At 37.6% G+C, this 26,579-nt stretch carries 24 protein-coding genes; 15 read left to right on the plus strand and 9 right to left on the minus strand.

Annotated features, from left to right (window positions below):
• Positions 1-76: 76 nt before the first annotated feature.
• Positions 77-976, minus strand: coding sequence for an alpha/beta hydrolase (locus DCS32_RS11930; protein ID WP_108878471.1), 900 nt, complete (start codon positions 974-976; stop codon positions 77-79).
• A 105-nt stretch (positions 977-1,081) separates the two neighbouring features.
• Between DCS32_RS11930 and DCS32_RS11935 the strand changes: the two genes are divergently transcribed.
• The 3 genes from DCS32_RS11935 to DCS32_RS11945 all read left to right on the plus strand — a co-directional run bounded on the left by DCS32_RS11935 (position 1,082) and on the right by DCS32_RS11945 (position 2,752).
• Complete coding sequence (locus DCS32_RS11935) at positions 1,082-1,294, plus strand: DUF2945 domain-containing protein (protein ID WP_108878472.1); 213 nt, start codon at positions 1,082-1,084, stop codon at positions 1,292-1,294.
• Between the two features lie 73 nt (positions 1,295-1,367).
• Positions 1,368-1,985 (plus strand): L-threonylcarbamoyladenylate synthase, encoded by a 618-nt coding sequence (locus DCS32_RS11940; protein WP_108878473.1) that lies wholly within the window; start codon positions 1,368-1,370, stop codon positions 1,983-1,985.
• A 110-nt stretch (positions 1,986-2,095) separates the two neighbouring features.
• On the plus strand, positions 2,096-2,752 hold the full coding sequence (locus DCS32_RS11945) for a LexA family transcriptional regulator (protein ID WP_108878474.1): 657 nt from the start codon (positions 2,096-2,098) through the stop codon (positions 2,750-2,752).
• Positions 2,753-2,912: 160 nt separating this feature from the next.
• On the opposite strand, the gene DCS32_RS11950 is transcribed toward DCS32_RS11945, so the two are convergent.
• The 4 genes from DCS32_RS11950 to DCS32_RS11965 form a co-directional block, all read right to left on the minus strand.
• Positions 2,913-3,671: a Two component regulator three Y domain protein gene (locus DCS32_RS11950; RefSeq protein WP_108878475.1), complete on the minus strand. Its 759-nt coding sequence runs from the start codon at positions 3,669-3,671 to the stop codon at positions 2,913-2,915.
• Between the two features lie 244 nt (positions 3,672-3,915).
• Positions 3,916-4,797 carry a flagellar motor protein MotB gene (locus DCS32_RS11955; protein WP_108878476.1) on the minus strand — a complete coding sequence of 294 codons (882 nt, stop codon included), beginning with the start codon at positions 4,795-4,797 and terminating at the stop codon, positions 3,916-3,918.
• 72 nt (positions 4,798-4,869) lie between these two features.
• Positions 4,870-5,874, minus strand: a complete 1,005-nt coding sequence (locus tag DCS32_RS11960; protein ID WP_108878477.1) for a glycosyltransferase family 2 protein — start codon at positions 5,872-5,874, stop codon at positions 4,870-4,872.
• A gap of 48 nt (positions 5,875-5,922) precedes the next feature.
• Positions 5,923-6,378 (minus strand): type I restriction enzyme HsdR N-terminal domain-containing protein, encoded by a 456-nt coding sequence (locus DCS32_RS11965; RefSeq protein WP_108878478.1) that lies wholly within the window; start codon positions 6,376-6,378, stop codon positions 5,923-5,925.
• A gap of 36 nt (positions 6,379-6,414) precedes the next feature.
• Between DCS32_RS11965 and holA the strand changes: the two genes are divergently transcribed.
• The gene (holA, locus tag DCS32_RS11970; protein ID WP_108878479.1) at positions 6,415-7,419 is read left to right on the plus strand and encodes a DNA polymerase III subunit delta; all 1,005 of its coding nucleotides are present in this window, start codon (positions 6,415-6,417) and stop codon (positions 7,417-7,419) included.
• A gap of 44 nt (positions 7,420-7,463) precedes the next feature.
• On the opposite strand, the gene DCS32_RS11975 is transcribed toward holA, so the two are convergent.
• Together DCS32_RS11975 and DCS32_RS11980 are read right to left on the minus strand one after the other, a co-directional pair.
• Positions 7,464-7,844 carry a Rid family detoxifying hydrolase gene (locus DCS32_RS11975; protein WP_108878480.1) on the minus strand — a complete coding sequence of 127 codons (381 nt, stop codon included), beginning with the start codon at positions 7,842-7,844 and terminating at the stop codon, positions 7,464-7,466.
• 52 nt (positions 7,845-7,896) lie between these two features.
• Positions 7,897-10,662 carry a putative LPS assembly protein LptD gene (locus tag DCS32_RS11980; RefSeq protein WP_108878481.1) on the minus strand — a complete coding sequence of 922 codons (2,766 nt, stop codon included), beginning with the start codon at positions 10,660-10,662 and terminating at the stop codon, positions 7,897-7,899.
• Positions 10,663-10,839: 177 nt separating this feature from the next.
• Here DCS32_RS11980 and DCS32_RS11985 point away from each other — a divergent pair, with 177 nt between their 5' ends.
• The 9 genes from DCS32_RS11985 (at position 10,840) to bshA (ending at position 20,916) form a co-directional block, all read left to right on the plus strand.
• Positions 10,840-11,967 carry an N-acetylmuramoyl-L-alanine amidase gene (locus DCS32_RS11985; RefSeq protein WP_108878482.1) on the plus strand — a complete coding sequence of 376 codons (1,128 nt, stop codon included), beginning with the start codon at positions 10,840-10,842 and terminating at the stop codon, positions 11,965-11,967.
• A 67-nt stretch (positions 11,968-12,034) separates the two neighbouring features.
• On the plus strand, positions 12,035-12,979 hold the full coding sequence (locus DCS32_RS11990) for an MlaD family protein (protein ID WP_108878483.1): 945 nt from the start codon (positions 12,035-12,037) through the stop codon (positions 12,977-12,979).
• Between the two features lie 25 nt (positions 12,980-13,004).
• Positions 13,005-14,351, plus strand: a complete 1,347-nt coding sequence (locus DCS32_RS11995) for a (Fe-S)-binding protein (RefSeq protein WP_108878484.1) — start codon at positions 13,005-13,007, stop codon at positions 14,349-14,351.
• Positions 14,341-14,682 carry a hypothetical protein gene (locus tag DCS32_RS12000; RefSeq protein WP_108878485.1) on the plus strand — a complete coding sequence of 114 codons (342 nt, stop codon included), beginning with the start codon at positions 14,341-14,343 and terminating at the stop codon, positions 14,680-14,682. Before DCS32_RS11995 ends, DCS32_RS12000 begins: the two co-directional genes overlap by 11 nt.
• Positions 14,675-15,109 (plus strand): phosphoheptose isomerase, encoded by a 435-nt coding sequence (locus DCS32_RS12005; protein WP_013749573.1) that lies wholly within the window; start codon positions 14,675-14,677, stop codon positions 15,107-15,109. The genes DCS32_RS12000 and DCS32_RS12005 overlap by 8 nt, the downstream gene beginning before the upstream one ends.
• A gap of 33 nt (positions 15,110-15,142) precedes the next feature.
• Positions 15,143-15,934: a (Fe-S)-binding protein gene (locus DCS32_RS12010; RefSeq protein ID WP_108878486.1), complete on the plus strand. Its 792-nt coding sequence runs from the start codon at positions 15,143-15,145 to the stop codon at positions 15,932-15,934.
• 196 nt (positions 15,935-16,130) lie between these two features.
• A complete protein-coding gene (locus DCS32_RS12015) occupies positions 16,131-16,625 on the plus strand; it encodes an ABC transporter ATPase (RefSeq protein ID WP_108878487.1) in 495 nt (164 codons plus the stop codon).
• Positions 16,626-16,772: 147 nt separating this feature from the next.
• Positions 16,773-19,694 (plus strand): glycoside hydrolase family 3 N-terminal domain-containing protein, encoded by a 2,922-nt coding sequence (locus DCS32_RS12020; protein WP_108878488.1) that lies wholly within the window; start codon positions 16,773-16,775, stop codon positions 19,692-19,694.
• A 91-nt stretch (positions 19,695-19,785) separates the two neighbouring features.
• Entirely contained in the window at positions 19,786-20,916 is a 1,131-nt protein-coding gene (gene bshA, locus DCS32_RS12025) for an N-acetyl-alpha-D-glucosaminyl L-malate synthase BshA (RefSeq protein WP_108878489.1), read from the plus strand.
• On the opposite strand, the gene DCS32_RS12030 is transcribed toward bshA, so the two are convergent.
• Positions 20,917-21,411 (minus strand): hypothetical protein, encoded by a 495-nt coding sequence (locus DCS32_RS12030; protein WP_108878490.1) that lies wholly within the window; start codon positions 21,409-21,411, stop codon positions 20,917-20,919.
• A 90-nt stretch (positions 21,412-21,501) separates the two neighbouring features.
• Here DCS32_RS12030 and DCS32_RS12035 point away from each other — a divergent pair, with 90 nt between their 5' ends.
• Positions 21,502-24,417: an FAD-binding and (Fe-S)-binding domain-containing protein gene (locus DCS32_RS12035; protein WP_108878491.1), complete on the plus strand. Its 2,916-nt coding sequence runs from the start codon at positions 21,502-21,504 to the stop codon at positions 24,415-24,417.
• A 28-nt stretch (positions 24,418-24,445) separates the two neighbouring features.
• Here DCS32_RS12035 and DCS32_RS12040 read toward each other — a convergent pair whose 3' ends face one another.
• The gene (locus DCS32_RS12040) at positions 24,446-25,258 is read right to left on the minus strand and encodes a UDP-2,3-diacylglucosamine diphosphatase (protein WP_108878492.1); all 813 of its coding nucleotides are present in this window, start codon (positions 25,256-25,258) and stop codon (positions 24,446-24,448) included.
• Positions 25,259-25,430: 172 nt separating this feature from the next.
• On the opposite strand from DCS32_RS12040, the gene aroC reads away from it, so the two are divergent.
• The gene (gene aroC, locus DCS32_RS12045) at positions 25,431-26,495 is read left to right on the plus strand and encodes a chorismate synthase (RefSeq protein ID WP_108878493.1); all 1,065 of its coding nucleotides are present in this window, start codon (positions 25,431-25,433) and stop codon (positions 26,493-26,495) included.
• Positions 26,496-26,579 lie beyond the last annotated feature (84 nt).

Genomic DNA, 26,579 nt, shown 5'->3' on the forward strand with positions numbered 1-26,579 from the left:
TATGGTGATACCTACGCTTTCGCGAAAGCTAAACAGTAACACTCCCTATCTCGTCATACTGTTTAATACGATGTGCTTAATCTTCTATAGGTAAGTAGAGGTTGATGTATGCGCCTATTTTTTGCTGAACATCGAGGTAGCTCGTTGCATCCCAATCTCCATGACCACCTTCATAAATAGTAAATATATGCGGAACACCAGCATTAGAAAGCGCCGTATCTAGTCGCTGACCATTAGTAAGCGGCACCAGCGGATCTTGATCTCCGTAAAACTGAAGGGTAGGGCTAGCACTTGCAGTCACTACTTTGGCAGGGCTTAATAGTTCGCTGTAATTGGCATTCTCAGGATACGCACTTTCATCAGTAAGTGCGGCTACGTAGGTTTCAAAACCTGGACCGTCAGCATAAAAAGGATCTGTAAAATCTGCAGGACCTACTATGTTGGCTACAAATTTTACTTGGTCATCCACATCATAGGTATAGTCATACATCATCGCAATATGTGCACCAGCACTAAGTCCTATAAAACCATACTCGTTATTAAATTGCAATTCGCTAGCAGTATCATTCAGCTGATTGATAACCGCCTGCACATCCAGAAACTGATTAGGGAATGCCGGTATCGCAGGAGGATCTGCCAGCACGTAATTCATATTTACCACCCCATAATCAGGATGTTGTGATTGTACAAGATTTATAAAAGCAGATACATTTTCCTTATCTCCCTCTGTCCAGCCACCACCGTGTATGAGGATAATCATCTTAGTTTTGGCAGCACTACGTCCTGCAGGTAAATAGATATCATACACCTGCGCAGGGTCATTACCGTAGGGAACATCTGTAAGCGTAATCGCCTCGAGTGCAACAGCTTCTTCCATCTCCGTATCAGGAGTAATGACATCTGTGGTAGTCTCGCCACTATCTGAGCAGCTCCAGCTCATTGCAGTCAGTAAGCATAGGATATATAGTAGTTTCATTAAGATAATTTTAAGGTATAACGCACAGATTTTACTTTTATGTTAAGGTTGCGTTAGTTTCTGCGAGTTATTTTAAGCTTATAAGTAACTTTAAATAAAAAAGTTATGATCAAAGAAGGAACAAAAGTACAGTGGAAATGGGGTAACGGTACCGCAGAAGGAAAAGTAACCGAAACATTTACAGAGAGTGTAACCCGCACTATCAAGGGCAGCGAAGTTACTCGCAATGGAGAGTCTGGTAATAAGGCGCTATACATCGAGCAAGAAGATGGAGATAAAGTACTCAAACTTGAGGACGAAGTAGAGCGCGTAGATTAGGGAAGGTATGCTTTCGCGAAAGCGTGCACGTCATATTAATTGTTACTCGTACATTCACAAAAAAAATACAGCCATGTCAAAGTTTATAAAACTCTACGAAGAGAATCCAAATCCTAAGGACTTAAAGGAAATCGTAAAAATCCTAAAAAACGGCGGACTCATTATTTATCCAAGTGATACGGTGTATGCGCTGGGCTGCGATATTACAAATACCAAAGCACTAGAACGCGTAGCACAGATAAAAGAAGTAAAGCTGGCTAAGGCAAACTTCTCCTTTGTATGTGAGGATCTAAGCAACCTATCTGATTATGTAAAGCAGATAGATACTAAGACCTTTAAAATATTGAAACGAGCACTACCTGGACCTTATACATTTATTTTACCGGGTAACAATAACTTACCTAGCGTCTTTAAGAAGAAAAAGGAGGTAGGAATCCGTGTTCCAGATAATGAGATTACAAGAGCCATCGTAAGAGCATTAGGTAATCCTATTATTTCTACGTCAATCTATGATGAAGATGAGGTGATAGAATATACCACAGATCCAGAATTAATATTCGAGAAGTGGCAAAATCGCGTTGACGTAATTGTAGACGGTGGTTATGGAGGTAATATTCCTTCTACCGTAATTGACCTTACGGGTGATGAGCCTATTCTTATAAGAGAAGGAAAAGGAAGCCCAGAATTATAAAATGTATGGATAATAGATTACTAGTTCAATACCGAATTTCTTTTATCGTTGATTAGATGAGATAGATTCAGATTACTAATATTGTAGATTTAATTATAGGAATTACCATAATGACCGGAGAGGAGATTAAATTACGTCGTAAAGAATTAGGTTTAACTCAATTAGAACTTTCGAAAAAAATTGGAGTCAGTGTTAATACTGTAGTTAATTACGAAAAAGGTAAAACTATTCCAGATAGTAAATTATCACTACTGAATTCTATATTATTAGTTGACGAAAAACCCAATTGTCATTATTCCTCATTAAATGTAAAAACAAAAACAGTTGATTTGATTCCATTATACGATATTGGATCAACTAGAAGAGAAAATTCCAGAGGAGAAATTGGAGAATTCAATCCAATAGAAATGATTGACGTAGGTGATATTCTGAGGGATAGCAAAAGCGCAATGCGAGTTTATGGTAACAGTATGATACCTAATTACCCATCTGGTTGTATAGTAGGGCTAAATGAAGTGAAGGATAATATCATTAATTTTGGTGATGTGTACGTTATTGAGACAATAGATAACAGATACATAAAAAGAATTTATGACGCAGACGATAGCTTAGAATGTTACAGCGATAATATTTCAAAATTTACAGAAGGACCAAGGGCGGGAAAGTATTGTTACGAGACTTTTAATATGCCAAAAGAGAGTGTAATTAGAGTGCACAGAGTGGTGGGTGTTATTATAAGAAATCAAAACGGATCACTGCTTAAATAGCTGTTTATGCATTTATGTCTAACAAAATTGTTGAGAATATATCGGAAAAATAATGATCTTAAAACAATGAAACCCCTATATTAAATAGGGGTTTGCAAAGCTTAACTAAATCTAATTAAAGATTTGGGGTACTTACTAATCTAACCTAAAGACTAGTAAATTATTCGCCAGCCGCAAGTAGGGTAGCAGTTTCTGTAAAGTTGTTGTTGTTGTACGTAAGCTCATCTAAGTTAAGAGTATTAAGCTTTGTAGGAAACTCACCTGTAAAGTTATTGTCAAAAAGGTTAAGCTTCTTTAATTGTGGTAATGCTGCAAGACCGTTAGGGAGTTTACCAGTAAAGTTATTACTACTTAATTGTAAGTCTGTAAGTTTTTCTAATGAAGTGATTGCTACAGGAAGCTTTCCTCTAAAATCATTATTTGCAAGACTTAGTCTTTTTAAGTTTTTTAATCCAGCTACATCGCTCTGTAACTCTCCACTTAAGTTATTAAAGAAAAGATCTAAGTACTCTAAACTTCCCATCGCAAGAATCTCATCAGGGATATTCCCCTCAAGTTTGTTTAAAGCTAAGTTGATTGTTTTAAGACCTTTTATAGTTCCTAAAGAAGCAGGTATCGCTCCTTGAAGATTATTTTTCTGAAGGTTTAATATTTTAAGCCCTGTAAGATTTGATATACTCGCTGGGATTGTACCTGTAAGGTTGTTGTCCTTAAGACTTACCGCAAATACTTTATCTCTAAAGATAGTAACACCCATCCAGTTTTCTGGAGTTTGAGAAAGATCCCAAGAATTTGTCCACTCATTTCCGTTAGTGCTATTGTATAAGTCTACAAGAGCTTGCTTTTCCTTTGGAGAAATTCCTGCAACAAGTATTGATGAGCAGAAAAGAGCTAAGATCACAAGAGTAATATTCTTCATAATGGGGCGGTTTTAATTTACTATACATACGAAAGTATTGTGAAAACCTCTATGAACCGCACAATTAAGACGATAATCGACCAAGTACACTAAATTTTAACATTTAAACGTATAAATTGTGTCTTTAAGCGGTGATTTTGACACCCAAGCGTACTTTTTGAAAACTCATTTGTGTCGTTAAACGAAAAAAGCGACTATCTTGCCGATAGTCGCTTTTCTCTGTAAGAGTAAACTAATGAGATTCTTAGTTTCCTTCTTCTACTTGTACATCTTCTCCAGACATGTTCTTCATTTCTTGCTCAATCATATCGTAAAATTGATCAATCTTAGGAAGTACATATATCTTCGTTCTACGGTTTGTAGATCTGTTTTCTGCAGTACTGTTATCTACTAGCGGTACAAACTCGCTACGTCCAGCAGCAATAAGCTGTGCAGGATTTGCTCCTAGGTCTACTAGCTTTCTTACGATAGCAGTTGCTCTTTTTGCACTTAAATCCCAGTTGTCTATAAGAACACCACCTTTATTATAAGGAACGTTATCTGTGTGACCTTCTACAAGTGCTTCAAAGTTAGGCTTACCATTAATTACAGTAGCAACCTTTCCTAAGATCTCTTCTGCTCTTGAAGTAATGTTATAGCTTCCGCTCTTAAATAATACCTTGTCAGAAAGTGATATAAATACCACACCTTTCTCAACATTGATTTCAATATCTGTATCGTTGATACCTACCTCTTTCTTAAGGCTAGTAACTAGTGCAAGTGTTACACTGTCCTTTTTAGTAAGTGCATCTTGAAGACGGTTAATCTTAAGGTCTTTTTCTTTTAAGCTCTCTAGAGACTTTTCTAAGTTAGACGCTCCTTGCTTTGTAAGCATTGTAAGGTCTTTAGAGCTTTGGATAAGATCATTTCTGTCTTTTCTCATTTCTGCAATGCGTTCCTCTAGTGACTTCACACGAGTAGTAGCACTTGCTTTTTCTTCTAGACATGAGTTTAACTTTACCGTAGCAGAGTTAAGAAGATCTTGAGTTTCTTGTTGTCTTGCTTCAAGCGCAGCATATTCTTTCTTAGAAACGCAAGAAGTAAGTAATAGGGCACTGGTAATACCAGCAATCAATAATCGTTTCATAGTTTGTGTAACTTTTAAATTTGTGATAAATGTACTAAAACGGCAATGCCATAGATACTTGTTAACAGTAATTTATGGTTTGTTACTTAAGTCCTTATACGTGTGCTTTTTCTGTACAAAATAACTCCATATAATAGAGGTTGTATCGGCATAACGTTTAGAAGATACTAGATGAAAGCGTCTTTCTAATAGCGCAGGTAAGTGTAAATAGAAACTTAAATGAGCCTTCAATATAGCCAAAAGATGCTTAGGCTGCCCAGATAATAGAAACTTTAGTGCCGCAATACCGTCAAGCACGAGCCTTGATAGTATGATAAATAGTGCTTTAAATCCTTTAATATTTTTGACAACATTAAAGAGGGTATTCCTAAAATTATAAAATGTTTTCTTCGGGTTTGCAGAGGGTAATGTTGCTCCGCCTAGATGATACACTTCGCTATCACCACACGCAAGTATGCGATATCCCTTGTTTTTAATTCGCCAGCATAAATCTATTTCTTCTTGATGAGCAAAGAATATTTCGTCTAGTGCTCCTGCTTCCCAAAAGGTAAATGCTCTCACAAAGAGACAAGCTCCGCTAGCCCATTGTACATCTATGGTAGCATCATATTGTCCTGTATCTTCCTCGCAGGTGTCAAAAAGTCTACCTCTACAATATGGATATCCTAACTTGTCTAGAAAACCTCCAGCTGCGCCTGCATATTCAAAGTGCGTAGGTTTTTTTAAATCTTTAATTTTAGGTTGTGCCGCAGATACCCTAGGATCGTCAAAAAGAGCAATCATAGGTGCTAGCCAGCCCTTAGTCACTTGCACATCACTATTAAGGAGTACATAAATATCTGCCTTTATAGTCTTAAGTGCGTCATTATAGCCTTTTGCATAACCACCGTTTACAGCATTCTTTATAATGTGAACGCTAGGGAAGTATTCTTTTACATAACCTATAGAGTTATCTGTACTTGCGTTATCGGCTACATAGATAGTTGCGAGGTCTGCGCTATGCTCAATAATTGTGGGAAGGAATCGTTCAAGTAGTTCTTTTCCGTTCCAGTTTAAGATGACGATGGCTGTATTCACGTTGCAAATAAAAGGTTTTTATGGGATTCCGCTTTCGCGAAAGCGTACTTATTTTACTTGTCGCTCATAATCTGGTAGTGATCGCAAGAAGTCATAACGCTCTGCAACTGTGTCTACTTGGCAATAATAATGAGAAAGTCCGTTGCTCACCATTAGGTAATCTGCTTGTAGTTGCAAATTATAACGAGCAATCTGGTCAAAGGTTTCTTGGGTGATTTTTACAGCAGGAGCTTTACACTCTACAATAAGTAGGAGGGTGCCGTCTTTATTAAAAATGACAATGTCATAACGTTTGCGAGTATTGCCTACTTTTATTTCTTTCTCTACATTAATAAGACTCAGCGGATATCCTTTTTCGGTAAGGAGCCATTGTAATATGTGTTGTCGCACCCATTCTTCGGGAGTAAGTACCAAGAACTTTTTACGAATGACGTCAAAAATATACCGTTTGTTTTCGCTACTTTTGAGTCTGAAAGAGTATGCAGGAAAAGAGAGTTGTTGCATACCACAATAGTACGAGTTCTGCAGGAAAACCCAAAGGTGAAGCACGCAAAAAACATAGTTGAAGACATTAAAAAAGGAATCATAAAACCTATTTACTTTTTAAGTGGGGAAGAGCCTTATTTTATAGATCAAATCTCAGATTATATAGAGCACAATCTACTCGATGAAGCCGAGAAAGGTTTTAATCAAGTGGTGCTTTATGGTCGTGATGTTACCATAGAAGATATTGTAGGTAATGCTAAGCGCTACCCTATGATGGCAGAGCGCCAGGTGGTAATTGTAAAGGAAGCGCAAGATCTCTCGCGCCAGATTGAGAAGCTAGCAGATTATGTGAAAAACCCACAACCTACAACGGTACTTGTGGTGGCTTATAAGTATAAGAAGTTAGATAAACGCAAAGGACTCGCAAAAGCCCTAAAGGAATACGGAGTTCACTATGAAAGTAAGAAACTCTATGAAAACCAAGTAGGCGACTGGTTACGTCGTGTTCTTATAGATGAGGGCTATCATATCCAACCTAAAGCAGCGCAAATTCTAGTAGATTACCTAGGTAATGATTTAGGTAAAGTAGTTAATGAACTCAATAAGTTGATGCTTATTCTTCCTAAAGGAAGCGAGATTACACCACAAGCTATAGAAGAGAATATCGGGATCAGTAAGGACTTTAATATCTTTGAGCTACGCAAAGCAATCTCAGAGAAGGATATTGTAAAAGCACAGCGCATTGCACAGTATTTTACACAGAACCCTAAGGATAACCCGCTAGTGTTGACGGTGAGCCAGCTGTTTAGTTTATTTGCGAGTATTCTCAAATATCACGGGCTTCCTCAAAAGGATAAGACTACGGTGGCTAGAGCACTCGGGGTTTCTCCATTTTTTGTGGGAGAATATATTACTGCAGGTCGCAATTATCCTATGAAAAAAGTAAGTGCATGTATCTCCTTAATAAGAGAAGTAGATGTAAAGAGTAAAGGAGTAGGAGCAAGTGCCTTTGCAAGTAACGACTTACTAAAAGAGCTGCTTGTAAAAATCATGAATTAAGATTTTACAAGCAGCTCTAAGAATTTTTTGAAGTGTGCGCTAGCTTATTCTGCTGCGATAACGCTTATTTCTACATTTACATATTTAGGTAGATTTGCAACCTCTACCGTTTCTCTTGCAGGAGCTGTAGCTTCATCAAAGTACTTTCCATAAACGCTATTGATCTTCCCGAAATTTTCCATATCACTTATAAAAATGGAAGTCTTCACCACGTTTTCAAAAGTCATTCCAGCCTCAGTAAGAATCGCTTTTACGCTTTGCATTACAAGTTCAGTTTCTTCTTCTATGCTTCCTTTAAATAGTTCGCCTGTTGCAGGTATGATGGCAATCTGTCCACTTGTGTACAGCATTCCGTTTACTAATGTTGCTTGATTGTAAGGGCCTATTGGAGCCGGAGCGTTTACTGTGGTGATTATTTTTTTCATGAGTAATGGTATTTAGTACGCTTTCGCGAAAGCGTGATTATACATTTTGTACTTATAATTGTTGATCTGGCGTACGGCGTTTGTCGTATTTAATATCACTAAGTAAGTTACCAGTAATCCCGATAAAGAAATTCCAAGAAGTTCTACTAGGATCTGAATTTACAGGAGGAACCCAACTGAAACGCATGTTCCAACTCTCAAGATCACGAGCAAAATTAAGTGAGGTAAAAGTGATACCTGGGTTTGCAAGATCATATCCAGTAGATCCACCTACCGTCCATCTATTTCCTAATTTTATATCTCCGCTTATCACGATAGAGTGGGAGCTTACATCGTTTTGACGAGCATTATTTGCGTATCCTACTTGATAACCAAAGCGTAAATTCCATGGAATTTTAAACCTATAAAATTCAATCTCTTTTTCTTCTTCGTCTTCTGGCTCTCGATTTCCAGCGTTTGTGTTTCCAGTAATGTCAACGCCTTTACCTAATAAATCATCTGGGCGTCCACCACCTGCAAAGGTTTCGTTTTCTGTTCGATCTGTATTTACGCCAGCCTTAGCATCTTTGTCAAAATCTCTACTAGAAAAACTGTACCCAAAACTCGCCTGGCCACTGGTAAGTCTAAAGAGGCTACCTCCATTATTTATGTTAAGCGTGTTTATGCGCTGGTTTGCACTATTAAGTGCGTAGAGGTCTAAGTTTGCACTGAAGTTGATGTCAAGTTTCTCTTGTATAATAGGAACAGATCCGTTTACAGAAATTGGAGAGAGTTTAAGATCATCTGCAGCAAAATTATAGGAAGTCCTTATGTTGAGGTTATTGATGAGTTTTATTTTCTTGGGTTCTGTATCTGTGCTATCCTTACTCCGTACTTTTGCTTCTAGTGTGTTTGCAAGACTAAACGAGAGCGAATTAGAAACGCGATTACTAGGGGCACCAAAGAATCCTCCATCAAATCTTGAATACTCTACTTCTACATTTTGAGGATCTGTCACGTCATTAGGATCAGGTCGAGTGTAGGTCTCGTAAAACTGATCAAAAGCAGGAGTGTATGACCAGCTTAATGATGGTCGTACTACGTGACGTATAGTTTGAATCTTGCTTGTTTCCTTAAAATTAAAAGTTCCGTAAACTGTGGTACCTAGACTTAAACCTCCTCTGTAGGTTCTATAAGCATCAAAACCATTTACAGTATCTCGTACAACAGTATTGGTTTCTTCGTCAAAATTTTGATCTATCGTCTTAAATACCCAACTTTCCTCAAGACTACCACTTACCGAAGCACTGATGTAGTTAAAGAGTTTAAAGTTGGTTGCAATAGGAATACTATGTCTTATACCGGTTTCTGCACCTTCAAACATGGCAGCTGTAAAAAACTCATCGTCGTTTGTTCTAAAGCGGTTATCTGCTCTCAAAGCATAACTCAAGTTCAAATTCTTGATAAGCCCTTTTTTTGATCCAGACTTACCAGCAAAAGGATAAATTCTATCTACGTTAAGTTGGGTAGTAGGAAGTGACATGGTGATTTCTTCCGTTCGTGAGTTTTGGCTGTGAGTTGCTGCAACAGTAAGATTTACAGGAACTGTACCAGGAAACGTACGAGAGTAAGAAACAGAAGAGCTAAAGTTGTTATTTAAGAAGTTACCAGTGTTTGCTTGATTAAGTGATTGTCTATAAAAGTTACTACTACCTAAGTTTACAGAGGCCGAAAATCTACTGTTAGGGCTAGACTTCGTGTCCTGACTGTGATTCCAGCGTATGTTATACGTATTAGTCTCAGAAAAGTCTGGAAGGCCACGCTCACTAAACAAAATACGCTCAGAGCTAAAGCTAAACCTACCATTGTACTTATAACGCACCTTATAATCTGTATCTGCTCTAAAGGCATAACTACCGTTTGTGTAATAATCACCCGTAAGCTCTAGATTAAAATACTCGCTAAGCGCAAAATAGTAACCACCATTTGTAAGAGAATATCCACGTTCTCTGCTTTCTCCAGGTCCAGGTAGTATAAAACCAGATACGCTTGTTTCTTTTTCCATAGGGAAAAAAGCAAAAGGTAGACCTATAGGAGTAGGAACATCTGCGATATACATATTAGTAAGTCCGGCAACAAGTTTCTTGCCAGGTACAAATTTTACTTTACGAGCTAGAAAATAATATTCTGGATTATCAAGATCTTCAGAGGTAGATATCTTTACGTTACTCATAAAGATTACAGAATCATTTACTCTCTTACTGCGCTCTGCTTTTAAATTTATTTGCTGTCCGCCAGCTTTTTCTACACGCGAACCATAAATAAGAGCTCGTTGTGTGTCAAAATTAAATTTTATAGAATCTGGCTTAACTTGATTAGGACCTTGAACAAAAAAGGGAATTTGAGAATAATTTCCTGCAGAATCTTTAATTCCTCGAGCAAAAACGGTGTTAGTTTCATAATCGAGAATAATCTCTCCTGCGTTTATTTTCATATCCTCATACACAATCTCAGCCTCGTTATAAAGGTAGATTTTCTTTTTGCGTTGTGATATGCGCTGGTAGTCTGTTGCCTTGTAAACAACCTTATCTGTAAGAGTTTCTGGCTTTTGTTTTATAGAATCTTGTATTGTTCTGGTAGTATCTTCTATAGCAACTACGGTAGGAGTGATAGAATCAAGCCTCGCAAAACCTTCAGTTGCCGTTTGAATCAACGTAGTATCCCTTGCAGGTACGCGTCTGGCATCATTCTTGGATGGGAGTTCTTGTGCACTTACCGTAAGCAATGGTAGCAGGCAAAGAGAGAGTACAATAAGAAAGTGTGCAGTTTTTGTTTGCAATGCGATTAGCCTATTTTTGTGCAAATAATTATCAATTAAAGTGTCAAAATTACGTATATTTTTTTCGGCTACAGCCCTAGAAATGCAATTTTGAAAATAACAAGCGTGTAAAGCACGTTACCTATTTACAGAGATCAATTTAATACCTAACGTTCAAAAGAGTCATATTTGATATAAATGATGCGTAAAAAAAACATATTTAATATTTATTTAACAACTATGCTGCTTGTAGGTAGTTGTTTTTCAGGCGCTTTCGCGAAAGCGCAATCCAATAATTCTTCTAAAAAATTTAAAGTCGTTCTTGATGCGGGACATGGAGGAGGCGATAGTGGTAACCGTGGAAATGGATACTATGAGAAAAACATTGCCCTTAATGTTGTCTTAGCATTAGGAAAAGAATTAGAAAAGCAGTCTGATGTCGAAGTAATTTATACTAGGAAAACAGATGTTTTCTTAGAATTATGGGAGCGAGCAGATATTGCAAATAATGCAAATGCAGACCTTTTTATAAGTGTACATTGTAATTCCCACTCCTCACAAGCAAAAGGAACAGAAACTTTTGTACTTGGTATAGACGGTAACGCTAAAAATATGGCAATTGCCAAAAAAGAAAACTCAGTAATCTTACTGGAGGAAAACTATGAGAAGCGATACGCAGGTTTTGATCCTAATAGTCCCGAAACGAGTATAGGTCTTGAACTCATGCAAGAAGAATACCTAGATCAAAGTATAAATCTAGCAAGCTTTGTAGAAAATGAATTTACAGGAAGCGTGAAGCGCAGCAGTCGTGGTGTAAAGCAAGCGATTTTCTGGGTATTGCACAGGTCTGTAATGCCTAGTGTGCTTATAGAAACAGGTTTCCTTACTAATAATGAGGAAGGGAAGTTTTTAAACTCTAGTGCAGGTCAAGAAAAAATGGCCAAAGCAATAAGTAAGGCAGTTACTAATTATAAGAAAAGTATACAGATAAATGAGCGTGTAGAGATTGCAGATCATGTAGTGGAAACTCCAAGTGCTCCGGTTGTTGCTACGAAGTCTAAGGTGGTAGAGGGCGTAACTTTTAAAGTACAACTGGCAGCGAGTAAACGTAAGCTAGAAACAAAGTCTTATAATTTTAAAGGACTTAAGTCAATAAGCCGTTCTAAAGATGGTCGTTTGTATAAGTATTATTATGGCGCAACCTCAGATTATAATTTAGCTCACAAGCAGCTGCAAGAAGCAAAAAGTAAAGGATACAAAGAGGCCTTTATCGTATCTTTTAATAAAGATAATATTAAAGTGCCGCTCAATCAAGTGTTAAATTAGTCTTATACGTAAGGACTGCCTTTAACAATTGACCTACATTTGTTTTAACCAATAAGCATCTTATTTAATGTCTAAAGAAATAAAAACCGCCATTCTAGTTATTGCAGCATTGCTGCTTGTAATATTTGGCTACAACTACCTCAAAGGCAATAATCTTTTAGATAAAAGTAAAATCCTTTATGCAAAGTATGATAACGTAGAAGGACTAGCGCCATCTTCACAAGTTACCATTAACGGATTACCAGTAGGTAGAGTAATGTCTATAGACTTTGCAGATAGTAGCGGTAAGCTAGTAGTTAAGTTTGTAGTGGAAAAGGATTTTGAGTTTTCAAACAATAGTCTTGCTAGAGTATATGGTGGAGGGCTTATAGGTGGTAAATCACTGGCAATTGTCCCTTCTTATGAAAAAGGTAGAAATGCAAAGACTGGAGATACCTTGCCAGGTGAAATGGGCGAAGGGATTATGGAGCTTGTAAATGAGCGCCTTACTCCATTACAAAACCAAGTTGAAAAAGTAATAGGAGATACAGATTCACTATTAGTTAATGTAAACTCAGTATTAGATAGAGATACAAGAGCCAACTTAAGAGATGCCATTGCAAACTTTACAGCAGCTTCTCTTGAGATGAAAGGGATATCTAAATCTGTAAATGGATTGTTAGCTTCTAATCAAGATAAATTAGATCGTACAATCACTAATCTAGATAAAATGAGTGGCAACTTTGCAACTTTATCAGATTCGCTTTCTAAAATTCAAATGGGACAAATGGTTGCAGATTTAGAAAAAACTATCGCAGATTTCCAAGAATTATCTAATAAGTTAAATTCTCCTGAAGGAACCGTAGGTAAACTTTTGAATGATGACCAACTTTACTTAAATTTGGATCGTACAGCAAACCAGATGGGAGATCTTCTTCAAGATATGAAGCTTAACCCAAAACGTTATGTACATTTTTCACTCTTCGGGAAAAAGCCAGGAGAGTATACTCCGCCTAAAGATTCGTTACAGTAGGCGCGAGCTTAACTAACGAATTTATATGCAATACGTACAAAACATCATTTTTCTCATTGTTCTAGTTTTAGGAGTTGGTTTTTTTGTTAAAAACATCAAGAAACTTCTACGTAATATTAATCTAGGAAAGGACGTAGATCGATCCGATAACAAGCCAAAACGCTGGCGAAACATGGCAAAAATTGCCTTGGGTCAGTACAAAATGGTAAAGAGACCAGTTTCTGGAATTTTACACGTAGTTGTTTACGTAGGTTTTATCATTATCAATATTGAAGTCCTCGAGATTATCATAGATGGACTTTTTGGTACTCACAGAATTTTTAGTTTTCTAGGCGGACTTTATGACTTCTTAATTGGAAGTTTTGAAATTCTTGCATTTCTAGTACTGGTTGCCGTAATTATTTTCTGGCTTCGTCGTAATGTGATGAACATAAAACGATTCATTAGTTCAGATCTTAAAGGATGGCCTAAGGCAGACGGTAATATCATCTTGTACTTTGAAGTGGTATTAATGGGTTTATTTCTTACAATGAACGCCGCAGATTTACAATTACAATTAATGGGAGCAGATCATTATGCTTCGGCAGATGGTAGTATCACAGGTGCATTCCCAATAAGTAGCTTTATTGCGCCACTTTTTGAAGGAATGTCTGAGAGTGCTCTTATAATAGTAGAGCGCGCAGCGTGGTGGATACATATTGTTGGTATCTTAATTTTCCTAAACTACTTATACTATTCTAAGCACCTACACATCTTACTGGCATTTCCAAATACTTGGTATGCTAAGCTGAAACCACAAGGAGAGTTTAATAATCTTAAGGCTGTAACAGATGAGGTTATGCTTATGATGGATCCAAATGCAGATCCTTTTGCAGCCCCAGCCGAAGGTGCAGAAGAAGTTGAGGTGGGTAAATTTGGAGCAAGTGATGTGACAGATCTTAACTGGGTACAACTTATGAACTCATATAGCTGTACAGAGTGTGGTCGCTGTACAAGTGAATGTCCTGCAAACCAAACTGGAAAGAAATTGAGCCCTCGTAAAATCATGATGGATACGCGTGACCGTCTTGAGGAAGTAGGTAAAAATATAGATGAAAATAATGGAGTATTTGTGATGGATAACAAGCAATTGCTTGATGATTATATCACAAAAGAGGAGCTTTGGGCCTGTACTACCTGTAATGCTTGTGTGGAGGCGTGTCCTATAGGTATCGACCCGTTAAGTATTATTATTGATATGCGTCGTTACATGGTGATGGAAGAAAGTGCAGCGCCTACAGATTTAAACAACGCGATGACAAACATCGAGAATAATGGAGCGCCATGGCCGTTTAACCAGATGGATAGAGGTAACTGGATTAATGAAGCATAGATATTTTATAATTGTAGGGTTATTGTTGAGTTTCGCTTTCGCGAAAGCGCAATCTCCTACAAAGAATTATAAAATAGATAGCTTACAATTTAAAATGTACACCCGTCTTTTTGTAAATGAACAGTTACAAATAGACAGTGTTACCGTAAAAAAAATTTTTTGTGATTATTGTAGTGACTCTCAAATGAGTGTGCTACGTGAAGAAGCAATGAGGCAATCCCTTATAGAGCGCTATAATCCGAAATATAATAAACCAGGAGAACACAGACTGGCCCTTTATGTGAGATTCAGTAAAGAAGATTTTAAGAATTTAAACGACAACCATGAATAAAGAAGACGTAGACAAGATGTTAAGTGAGAAACTAGAGGATGGTGAACACGTAAGTCCGGTGCTTCCTGAGGGAGTTAAAAATTACTTAATTGACATAGATGGTACCATTACGGAAGATGTTCCTAATGAGGAGCCAGAACGTATGGGCACATGTGAGCCATTTCCAGATGCGCTTAAAACATTAAATAAATGGCATGATGAAGGCCATATTATTTGCTTTTTTACCTCTAGAACAGAAGAGCACAGAGCAGTTACCACAGAATGGCTTAACCGTCATGGGTTTAAATTCCACAGCTTACTTATGGGGAAACCTAGAGGAGGTAACTATCACTGGGTAGATAATCACTTAGTAAAAGCAACTCGTTATAAAGGTAAGTTTACAGACCTTATCGAGAAGAAAGTAACTATTGAAGTTTTTGAAGATTAATTAAATACCGTTTTTTACACGGAATACAAGAATATGAGCGAGACACTTAAAGTACCCACTATGGCCGAGTATGTGGCGCTAGGAAAACAACCAGAAGTATTATTTTGGGTAGGTTGTGCAGGAAGTTTTGATGATAGAGCAAAGAAGATAACAAAGGCTTTTGCACGTATCTTAAATAAAGCAAATGTAGATTTTGCAGTATTAGGAGCAGAAGAAAGCTGTACTGGAGATCCAGCAAAACGTGCTGGGAACGAATTTTTATTCCAGATGCAAGCGGTAACAAACATTGAAGTGTTAAACGGATATGAAGTTAAGAAAATAGTAACGGCTTGTCCACACTGTTTCAATACACTTAAAAACGAGTATCCATCATTAGGTGGTAACTATGAAGTTGTACACCATACACAGTTTTTAAAGTCATTACTAGATGATGGCCGTCTTACGGTAGAAGGTGGTAAGTTTAAAGGAAAGCGTATCACTTTTCATGATCCTTGTTATTTAGGTCGTGCAAACGGTGTATATGAAGCGCCAAGAGATTTATTACGTAAACTTGACGTAGAGCTGGTAGAGATGCGTAAGTGCAAGACTAACGGTTTATGTTGTGGAGCTGGTGGAGCGCAAATGTTCAAAGAACCAGAACCTGGTAATAAAGATGTAAACATAGAGCGTACGGAGCAAGCACTCGAGGTAAAGCCTGATATTATTGCTGCTGGATGTCCTTTCTGTAATACAATGATGACAGATGGGATAAAAGGTAAAGAAAAAGAAGGAAGCATCGAGGTAATGGATGTTGCCGAAATGATAGCAACTGCCGAAGAATTATAGAGGCTATGAATAATAAGGATAAACCTAGTCAGAAGCCGGATTTGTTCGATAAGGTCGTTCATGTTATAGCTACTCCTGGCAGTATTGTACTCCTTATTATTATTGTTAGACTCACATATCGATACTTTAAGTACGATAGTTTAAGTTTATTTTAAAGCGGATTAATTTCCGCTTTTATTTTTAAAAAAATATAAAAATGCTCGTAGATTTTAATTCACTTTCTGACTCATCGAGAATCTGGTTATATCAATCTGATCAAAAATTTACAGAAGAACAAGTAGCTCAACTAGAGAAGGATATGGCTACTTTTTTAACAAGCTGGACTGCTCACGGAGCAAGTCTCAAAGCTGGTTTTGAAATTAAGTACAACCGCTTTATTGTTATAGGTCTAGACCAGTCTGAAGCTGCTGCAACTGGATGCTCAATTGACACACAGGTGCGCTTTATCATAGCGCAACAAGAGGAGTTAGGTGTAGATCTGTTGGATAAAATGAATGTGACCTATTATCAAAATGATCGTATTCATTATAAAACACTTCTTGAGTTTAAGAAGATGGTTAAAGATGGTGCGGTAAGTAAAAACACTATAGTTTTCAATAACCTTGTTGCAAATGTAGGTGAGTATAAAACTAATTGGGAAATTCCAGCAATAGATAGCTGGCATTCTCGTTTTCTCAAGAAAGGTAAATAGAGGTAACTTGAGGTTCTTAAGATGTTGTTAAGATTTGCACGCTTTCGCGAAAGCGTACCTCAAACCCTTTACTTTTATATTAGAATGTAATAAGCGCTATCTGGCGTCGTTATTGCAGTCGTTACTACAATTTAAAATTTTGCATTTATGGCGCCTAGACGCATTATCACCATATTATTCTTCTTATTTGTTTCCGTAATTACTTATGCTCAAGAGCGATACCCGCTCTATGCAAATGACATTATTGCTCAGCGTAAATGGGTAGATTCTGTTTATATGCAAATGACGCCAAAGGAACGTGTAGGACAGTTATTTATGGTTGATGTATTCTCTAGTGATCCAAAGGCTAAAATTGATAAGATCAAAAAGCTTATCAAAGAAGAACACATAGGCGGACTTATATTTTCTAAAGGTGGGCCTATGCGTCAAGCAAAACTCAATAATGAGTTTCAAGAATTGGCAAAAACGAAGCTGCTCATAGGGATGGATGCAGAGTGGGGACTTGCGATGAGATTAGATAGTACCTACGCTTTTCCTTGGAATATGACGCTAGGAGCTATACAAGATAATAATATCGTAAGGAAAGTAGGAAAGCGTATAGGAGAGCATTCTAAGCGTTTAGGGGTACACATTAATTTTGCTCCAGTGGTAGATATTAATATCAATCCCGCAAATCCTATTATAGGAAATAGATCTTTTGGCGAAGATAAAATCAACGTTACAGAAAAAGCAATTGCCTTCATGGAAGGAATGCAAGAAGCTGGGGTCTTAGGAAGTGCAAAACACTTCCCAGGTCATGGTGATACAGATAAAGACAGTCATAAAACGCTACCTACGCTTAACTTCACTAAAGAACGCCTCCAGAGTGTAGAGATGTATCCATATAAGCCAATTATTGAGAATGGTATTGCGAGTATTATGGTTGCACACCTTAATGTGCCAGCGCTCGTTCCAGAAGTAGGAGTGCCTACGAGTATCTCACCTACTATCGTGACAAAAATGCTTAAGGAAGATTACCGCTTTCATGGGTTGATATTTACAGATGCTTTGAATATGAAAGGCGCTGCAAATTTTAAAGAACCAGGAGATATTGATCTTGCAGCATTTGAAGCTGGAAATGATATTTTATTGATAAGTGAAGATGTCCCTTCTGCATCTGCCAAAATTATGAAGGCTCTTGAAACAGGTAAGATTACCGAAGAGAGACTAGCGCACTCAGTTAAGAAGATTTTATATGCTAAGTACAAAGTGGGCTTAAACAAATACAAGCCTGTTGTTACAAAATATCTTCTAGATGATCTCAATGCTCGTATAGATGATGTGGTTTACAGCGAGGCTATAGAAAATGCAATAACCGTTACTAAGAATAACAATAATGTACTTCCTGTTGTAAACATTGACCAAAAGAAAATTGCTTATTTAGGCTTAGGTGATGATGATGGATCTGCATTTAAATTTCAACTACGCAAGTATGCGCAGGTGGATGAGATAAAATCTAAAACACTCGAAGCTGCTCAGAAAGAATTACAAGATTTTAATTATGTCATTATAGGTTTTCACAGATCTAATGCAAACCCTTGGAAGTCCTATAAATTTTCGGCAGAAGAGATTAGATGGATTACAGAGATTGCAAAAACTAAAACTGTGGTTTTAGACCTTTTTGTAAGGCCTTATGCAATGCTAGATTTGCAAAATAGCGCAGATATTGAGGCTATAATTCATAGTTATCAAAATAGCCAGCTAGCGCAAGAGAAAAGTGCCCAACTTATTTTTGGAGCTATACCTAGTAAAGGACGTTTGCCAGTATCTCTAGGTAAAACGCCTATAAGAACCGGTTTACAATCTGGAACATTAAGAAGACTTTCATATGGAATTCCAGAAGAGGTAGGAGTAGATGCAGATACGCTTAATATCAAAATAGACTCGCTAGTGAATCTAGGTATTAAAAGAGCGATGATGCCAGGCGCCCAGGTGCTTGTGGCACGTAGAGGGAAAGTGATTTATGATAAGAGTTTTGGATATCATACCTATAATAAAAAGCGTGCTGTGCGTCCAGAAGATATGTATGACATCGCTTCTATGACAAAAATTCTTGCTTCCTTACCGTTATTAATGGAGCTTGAGAGTGAAGGGGCTATTGCGTTAGAAGATAAACTAGGCGCTTTAATTCCTGCACTTAAAGGAAGCAATAAGGCAAATATCACACTCAAAGATGCGCTATCACACTATGGAAGATTTAAGGCGTGGATTCCTTTTTATATAAGTACCCTAGACTCTGTTACAAAAAAGCCACTTGATGATTATTATAGCACAGCATACTCAGAAAATTATAATATCAAAGTTGCCGAAAAAATGTACCTCCGTACAGGATACGGCGATACACTAGTTAAGAAAATCGCAGATAGTGATCTTCGCTCTAGACTATCCTACAAGTACAGTGACCTTCCTTATTATTTGATGAAAAAATTTCTAGAAGATCATTACAATGACAACCTTGACGAAATTACAAGATCTCACTTCTACAACGCATTAGGAGCAAATTTTACTGGCTACAGACCATTGCGTAAGTATGAGAAAGATATGATAGTACCATCAGAAAATGACTCCTACTGGCGTAACCAGAAAGTACAAGGCTATGTGCATGATATGGGAGCGGCTATGCAAAGTAATATGGGTGGTCATGCTGGTTTATTTTCAAACTCAAATGACGTTGCCAAATTGATGCAAATGTATCTTCAAAATGGATATTACGGTGGTAAGCGCTACTTTTCAAAAGAGACCATGGAGCGCTTTAATACCTGTTATTACTGTGATAATAATGTGAGAAGAGGCGTAGGTTTTGATAAGCCACAGCTCAGCGGTGGTGGTCCTACCTGTGGTTGCGTGCCTATGACGAGCTTTGGTCATAGTGGTTTTACGGGAACTTACACTTGGGCAGATCCAGAAAACGAACTTGTATATGTCTTTCTATCTAATAGAACATTCCCTACAATGGATAACCGCGCACTCATAAAATCTGGTTTAAGAACCCAGATTCAAGAAGTCATTTATAATGCTTTAATTGATTAAATTTGTCGTGCTATTATATACTCGTATTGTAAGTGATATGATGTGAGTACGCTTTCGCGAAAGCAAAAAGAAATCTACCAAAAATCCTGTTATGAAAATTGCAATTGTCTGTTACCCAACCTTTGGAGGAAGTGGAGTGGTAGCAACAGAACTAGGAATCGCTTTATCAAAAAGAGGTCACGAAGTACACTTTGTAACGTATAAGCAACCTGTACGCCTAGCTTTATTAAATGACAATATTCATTTTCATGAGGTAAACGTTCCAGATTATCCACTTTTTCATTATCAGCCATATGAGCTAGCGCTTTCTAGCAAGTTGGTGAAAATCATCAAGAAAGAACAAATAGATATTTTACATGTACACTATGCGATACCTCACGCATATGCAGGCTATATGGCAAAGGAAATGCTCAAGCAAGAAGGTATTCATGTACCTATGGTAACTACGTTACACGGTACAGATATTACACTTGTAGGTAGTCATCCATTTTATCGTCCTGCAGTAAGTTTTAGTATCAATAACAGTGATGTTGTAACTTCAGTTTCAGAAAGCTTAAAACAAGACACACTGAGACTCTTTGAAATTACTAGAGAGATTGATGTGGTGCCTAATTTTATAGATTTTGGAGCAGAGACAGACACCTTTACAGATTGCCAGCGTGATTTGATGGCAAACGAAGGGGAGCGCATTGTTACACATGTGAGTAACTTTAGAAAAGTAAAACGTATCTCAGATGTGATTGAGGTGTTCTATCGTTTGCAGCTAGAAATTCCTTCTAAGCTACTTATGGTAGGTGAAGGCCCAGAAAGAGAAGCTGCAGAGGAGCGCGTAAAAGAACTTGGTATAGAAGATAAAGTACGCTTCTTAGGTAACAGTAATGAAGTAGATAAAATTTTATGTTTTTCTGATTTATTCCTGCTGCCATCTGAAGCAGAAAGCTTTGGACTTGCGGCGCTAGAAGCTATGGTAAATCGTGTGCCTGTGATTTCTAGTAATGCAGGCGGTATTCCAGAAGTAAATGTAGATGGAGTGACTGGTTACTTATCTAACGTAGGTAACATTGCAGATATGGCTCAAAATGCTATCAGAATCTTAGAAGATGATGATACGCTAGAGAAGTTTAAAACCAACGCAAGAAAAGAAGCGGCCAAGTTTGATATACAAAACATTGTGCCGCTTTATGAATCTCTTTACAAGAGAGCTTTAGAGGAAGTCTCTTAATTAAAATAGGTAACGTATTCCTAACGCTACGTCAAATTCAAGGCTGTCATCAAAGTCATTAAGTATTCCTACTTCTGGTCTAAAATCTAGAGATAATAGTAATGGGATATCAAAACGGTACTCAATACCGATGTCTCCTGCTGCATTTAGAAAAAACTCATTATCATCATCGTCAAAGAATGGAGCATCATTGTCTACATCAAAAGCACCTACAGAAGCTCCCACACCAGCATACCAGTTAAAACCGCCATCAATGTTCCATACCCACTGGTAAATCCCAGTTCCTTTTACTGCGTCAAAGTTATTTCCTGTTCTCCAAGCTAGTCCTAATTCTAATCTGTTATTTTCACTTAAAGCTCTTTGGTAATTTACTTCTGTACTGAATCCGTCATTGTCTCCAATTCTCAGTCCTATTGCATTAGGAGAGATATCTTGAGCATAAATTATTCCACTTAATCCTAGAAAAAGTAGGGCAGTAACTAGTGTTTTTTTCATTGTAATTGTTTGTTTGAATTGGCAAAACTATTAGTAATTATATAGTCATAACGTTAAGGGCTACATAAAGTTTTAGTTACTTTTATCTTAATGGAAATTAGTTTGAAAAAATTAGAAATCGAGTTTGATGGAGAGTTACATGTAGATCAACTACATAAAATTATCTATGCAACAGATGCATCTGTTTATCGCAAGATTCCGCTTGCTGTTGCATTTCCCAAAACTGTAAATGATATAAAGAAGTTATGCGCTTTCGCGAAAGCGCAACAAATTACCCTCATTCCAAGAACGGCGGGAACCTCCCTTGCAGGACAATGTGTGGGCGAGGGTATCGTAGTAGATGTGTCTAAGCATTTCACAGAGATTATTCACTTTGATAAAGAAAAGCAGCAGGTAACGGTACAACCTGGTGTTATAAGAGATGAGCTCAATTTATTTTTAAAGCCTCACGGTTTGTTTTTTGGGCCAAATACTTCTACAGCAAATAGATGTATGATAGGAGGTATGGTGGGAAACAACTCATCTGGAACCACCAGTATCAAGTATGGTGTCACCAGAAATAAAGTAGTTCGATTAAAAACGGTATTATCAGATGGTAGTGATGCTATTTTTGAAGAACTAGATGCAGTTGGCTTTCGCCAAAAATTGAACCTTGACAACTTGGAAGGTTCCATTTACAAGACTGCGAATGATTATTTTTCTCAAAGTGCCGTTCGCAGTGAGATTAAAGAGCAGTTTCCAAAACCTGAAATCCATCGCCGAAATACGGGTTACGCACTTGATGAAATTGCTAATGCCGCACCATTTGAGGAGAACGGAAAACCTTTTAATTTCTGTAAACTATTATCTGGAAGTGAAGGTACACTTGCATTTACCACAGAAATCACCTTGCAGTTAAACGTGCTGCCGCCTGCTTTTGGCGTTATGGTAGCTGGACATTACAAAGATTTAGAATCATGTTTACAAGCGGTAGTTCCTGCCATGAAGCATGATTTATATACTTGTGAGATGATGGATAAGGTGATTCTAGATTGTACAAAAAACAATCGTGAGCAAGAGAAAAACAGATTTTTTATAGAAGGCGATCCAGCAGCAATATTAATGTTTGAGTTAAGGGATGCTACTCTTGAAGGAGCCATGCAGCAAGCAGAAGCCCTTATAGATAGTTTGCAGCTAGATGGGCAAGGGTATGCATATCCTATATTACAAGGAGACCAAATTGCACAAGCGATGGATTTGCGCAAAGCTGGTCTTGGCTTGCTGGGGAATATGATAGGAGATAGAAAGGCCGTGGCATGTATAGAAGATACAGCAGTAGCGCTAGATGACCTTGCTCCATACATAAGTGAATTTACTGCGCTCATGAAAAGACATGAACAAGATGCCGTGTACTACGCTCATGCTGGCGCTGGAGAGATACACTTGCGTCCTATTCTTGATTTGAAAACGTCGCAGGATGTAGCACTTTTTAGACAGATAACTACAGACGTAGCGCATCTGGTTAAAAAATACAATGGCTCGATGAGCGGCGAGCATGGAGATGGTATCGTACGCGCAGAGTTTATCTCTATGATGGTAGGTGATGAGAATTATGAGGTAATGAAAGCTGTAAAAAAAGCTTTTGATCCCCATCAAGTATTTAATGCAGGAAAAGTAATCGATGCTTTCCCGATGGATGAAAGCTTGAGGTATGAAGTAGATCGTAAGGAGCCAGTGGTGGAGACGCTCATGAATTTTGAGGATAACCAAGGAATTCTAAGACTCGCCGAAAAATGTAATGGAAGCGGCGATTGCAGGAAATTACCAAGCGCTGGAGGTGCGATGTGCCCTAGTTATAGAGCAACACGAGATGAGAAGGATACCACTAGAGCAAGAGCAAATGCGCTAAGAGAGTTTCTAACTACATCAGATGAGCCTAATAAATACGACCACACAGAATTAAAGGAGGTCTTTGACCTTTGTTTGAGCTGTAAAGCCTGTGCTAGTGAGTGTCCTAGTAATGTGGATGTAGCTACATTAAAAGCAGAGTTTGAGTATCAATATCAGAAAACTAACGGGAGCAGCCTTCGTACAAAACTGTTTGCAAACACGACAAAAATCAACAAACTAGGAGCATTTTCTCCTAGAATATATAATACGTTACTTCGTATAACTGCGGGTATAGCAAAAGCTAGTTTAGGTATAGCAAAAGAGCGAAGTCTACCTTTATTAAATGTATTTTCAGATCCTGTAGGAGTATCTGGTATAGCTCATACTAGTGTCAATCAGAAATTCAAAAGTGAAACTAAAGTCATTTTATATATTGATGAGTTCACTCAGTATCTAGATGGAAACATTGGTCAAGATGCATTAACGTTGTTACGTCGCCTTGGTTATGAGGTGGAAGTTGTGAAAAGCCATGATAGTGGGCGCTCTTACATTTCAAAAGGATTTCTTGAGGAGGCTAAGACACTGGCAAATAAAAATATAGAGCTTTTTAAAAATGTAGACAAGGATACTGTAATTCTAGGTATTGAACCTTCGGCTATTTTGTCATTTAGAGACGAGTATCTTAGGCTTGCAGATGATGTGGAGATGGCCAAAAAGCTTTCGGAACAATCATTTTTAATTGAAGAGTTTTTACATAGTGAAATCAAACGAGGAGTTATTACCTCCAAGCAATTTTCGGCGAAAGCTAAAAGATTGAAAATTCATGGTCATTGTCATCAGAAAGCACTTTCTTCTGTGTCACATACTTTTGCCATTCTTAACCTTCCTTTAAATTATACTCCTACTATTATACCTTCGGGTTGTTGTGGTATGGCGGGCAGTTTTGGGTATGAAAAAGAACATTATGGGGTGAGTATGAAAGTGGGTGAGCAAACGCTATTTCCTGCTGTAAGAAAGGCTAGTAATGATACCATTATCGTTGCAAACGGTACAAGCTGTAGACATCAAATTAAGGACGGTACTGCACGTGTAGCTGTGCATCCTATAACGGTATTAAATGATGCGCTTTTAGTGTAATTTTAAATAAAGCTTTGATAGTATTCTATTAATTAAAAATATCTGGTTGGAACATGTTAGGCTCAAGGAGAACTTTTGAGGTATTTTGAGGCTTGTTATTTTGATTTTCTCTGTAGTAATTGAGGCTCCATTTGCGATTATTATACTCTAGGTAGCTCAGATTTTCTATCCAATCACCACTATTTAGGTAAAGTGTACTTCCTTTTTGATTGTGTACTAATCGCTTTGCGGGTTGATGTATATGACCGCAAATAACGTAATCAAATTTGTTTTCGATAGCGAGATCTGTTGCTGTTGTTTCAAAATCTTTGATAAACTTCACTGCTCCTTTTACACTGTTTTTGATCTTTTTTGAGAGAGAGTATTTCTCCCTCCCCATACTTATAAGCCATTTGTTAAGAAGCCTATTAAAGAGAATCAAAAAGTCATAACCCCAGCCGCCTAGTTTTGCAATCCACTTAGTGTGCTGTATAGAAACATCAAAAACATCACCATGAAAAAACCAAGCTTTTTTACCGTCTAGATTAAGCACAAGTTTATCGATAAGGTGAATATTTCCCATGGTAGCATCGCTAAATTTTCTGAGCATCTCATCATGATTACCCGTGATGTAATATACGTGTGTTCCTTTAGAAGCCAGTGTGATTATTTTCTTTATGACCTTGAGGTGCTCCTTAGGGAAGAAACGTTTTCTAAACTGCCAGATGTCAATGATGTCACCATTTAAGATGAGTATTTCTGGTGCGATGGAGTTTAAATATTGGCAGACTTCTGCAGCATGGCAGCCATAAGTGCCTAGATGTATGTCTGATAGTACAGCAATTTCTACGGGTCTTTTCACCGAGATTGTTTTGCTTGTAAGATCTTTAGATTTTTAAAAATTGTAGTAAACTAGACGTTAAGAAGTATAAAAGTTATAGTTATTTAATAGAGACCAAGTTAATTAATCATTAAGTCAGTTTTTAGCTTTTGATTATGGCCTTTTCAATTTACATTTGTTAAAAACACATACGATGGCAGGTAATACGTACGGAACTATATTTAAGGTCACAACTTTTGGTGAATCACACGGTAAGGCTATAGGTGGAATTATAGATGGATGTCCCGCCGGTTTAAGTATTGACTTTGATGCGATTCAGCATGATTTAGATCGTCGTAAGCCTGGTCAATCTAAAATTGTAACACAACGTAAGGAGCCAGATACCGTAGATTTCTTATCAGGAATTTTTGAGGATAAAACAACAGGAACACCTATTGGGTTTCAGATAGTAAATACTAATCAAAAATCTAAGGATTACGGTCACATTAAAGATACTTACAGACCTAGTCACGCAGATTACACCTATGATAAAAAGTATGGTAACCGTGATTACCGTGGCGGAGGAAGATCTTCGGCTAGAGAAACAGCTAGTCGCGTTGTAGCTGGAGCTATTGCAAAACAATTTTTGAAGGGTATATCATTTCACGCATTTACTAGTGCCGTGGGAGATTTATCTATGGATACACCATATCAAGATCTTGACTTTAGCGAGATTGAAAAAAATGATGTTAGGTGTGCAGATGCCGATTTCGCGAAAGCGTGTGAAAAAAAAATTAAAGAAATAAAAAAACAAGGTGACACCATAGGAGGTGTTATAACTTGTGTAATACAAAATGTGCCTGTAGGTCTTGGAGAGCCAGTTTTTGATAAGCTTCATGCAGAGCTAGGAAAAGCAATGCTATCTATAAATGCTGTAAAGGGATTTGAATACGGAAGCGGTTTTGAAGGAGCAACTATGAAAGGAAGTGACCATAACGACCATTTTAATACAGACGGAACTACTAAAACTAACCTGAGTGGCGGTGTTCAAGGAGGTATTTCTAACGGGATGGACATTTACTTCAAGGTGGCATTTAAGCCAGTTGCCACTGTAATGCAAAAGCAAGAAACTATAAATGCCGCTGGGGAAGTAGTGGAAATGCAAGGAAAGGGAAGGCACGATCCGTGTGTAGTACCTCGTGCAGTGCCTATTGTAGAGGCGATGGCAGCACTTGTTATTGCAGATTTTGTACTACGAAATAAATCTATTAGATTGTAGAAATAAATTTACGAGGAATGGTAGGTAGTAAAGCTGTTTGCCTCCGAGGGATTTATAGTATTTTGAAATAAATTTAAACATCAC

Origin of the sequence: Dokdonia sp. Dokd-P16 (assembly GCF_003095655.1) — a bacterium.
GTDB lineage: Bacteria > Bacteroidota > Bacteroidia > Flavobacteriales > Flavobacteriaceae > Dokdonia.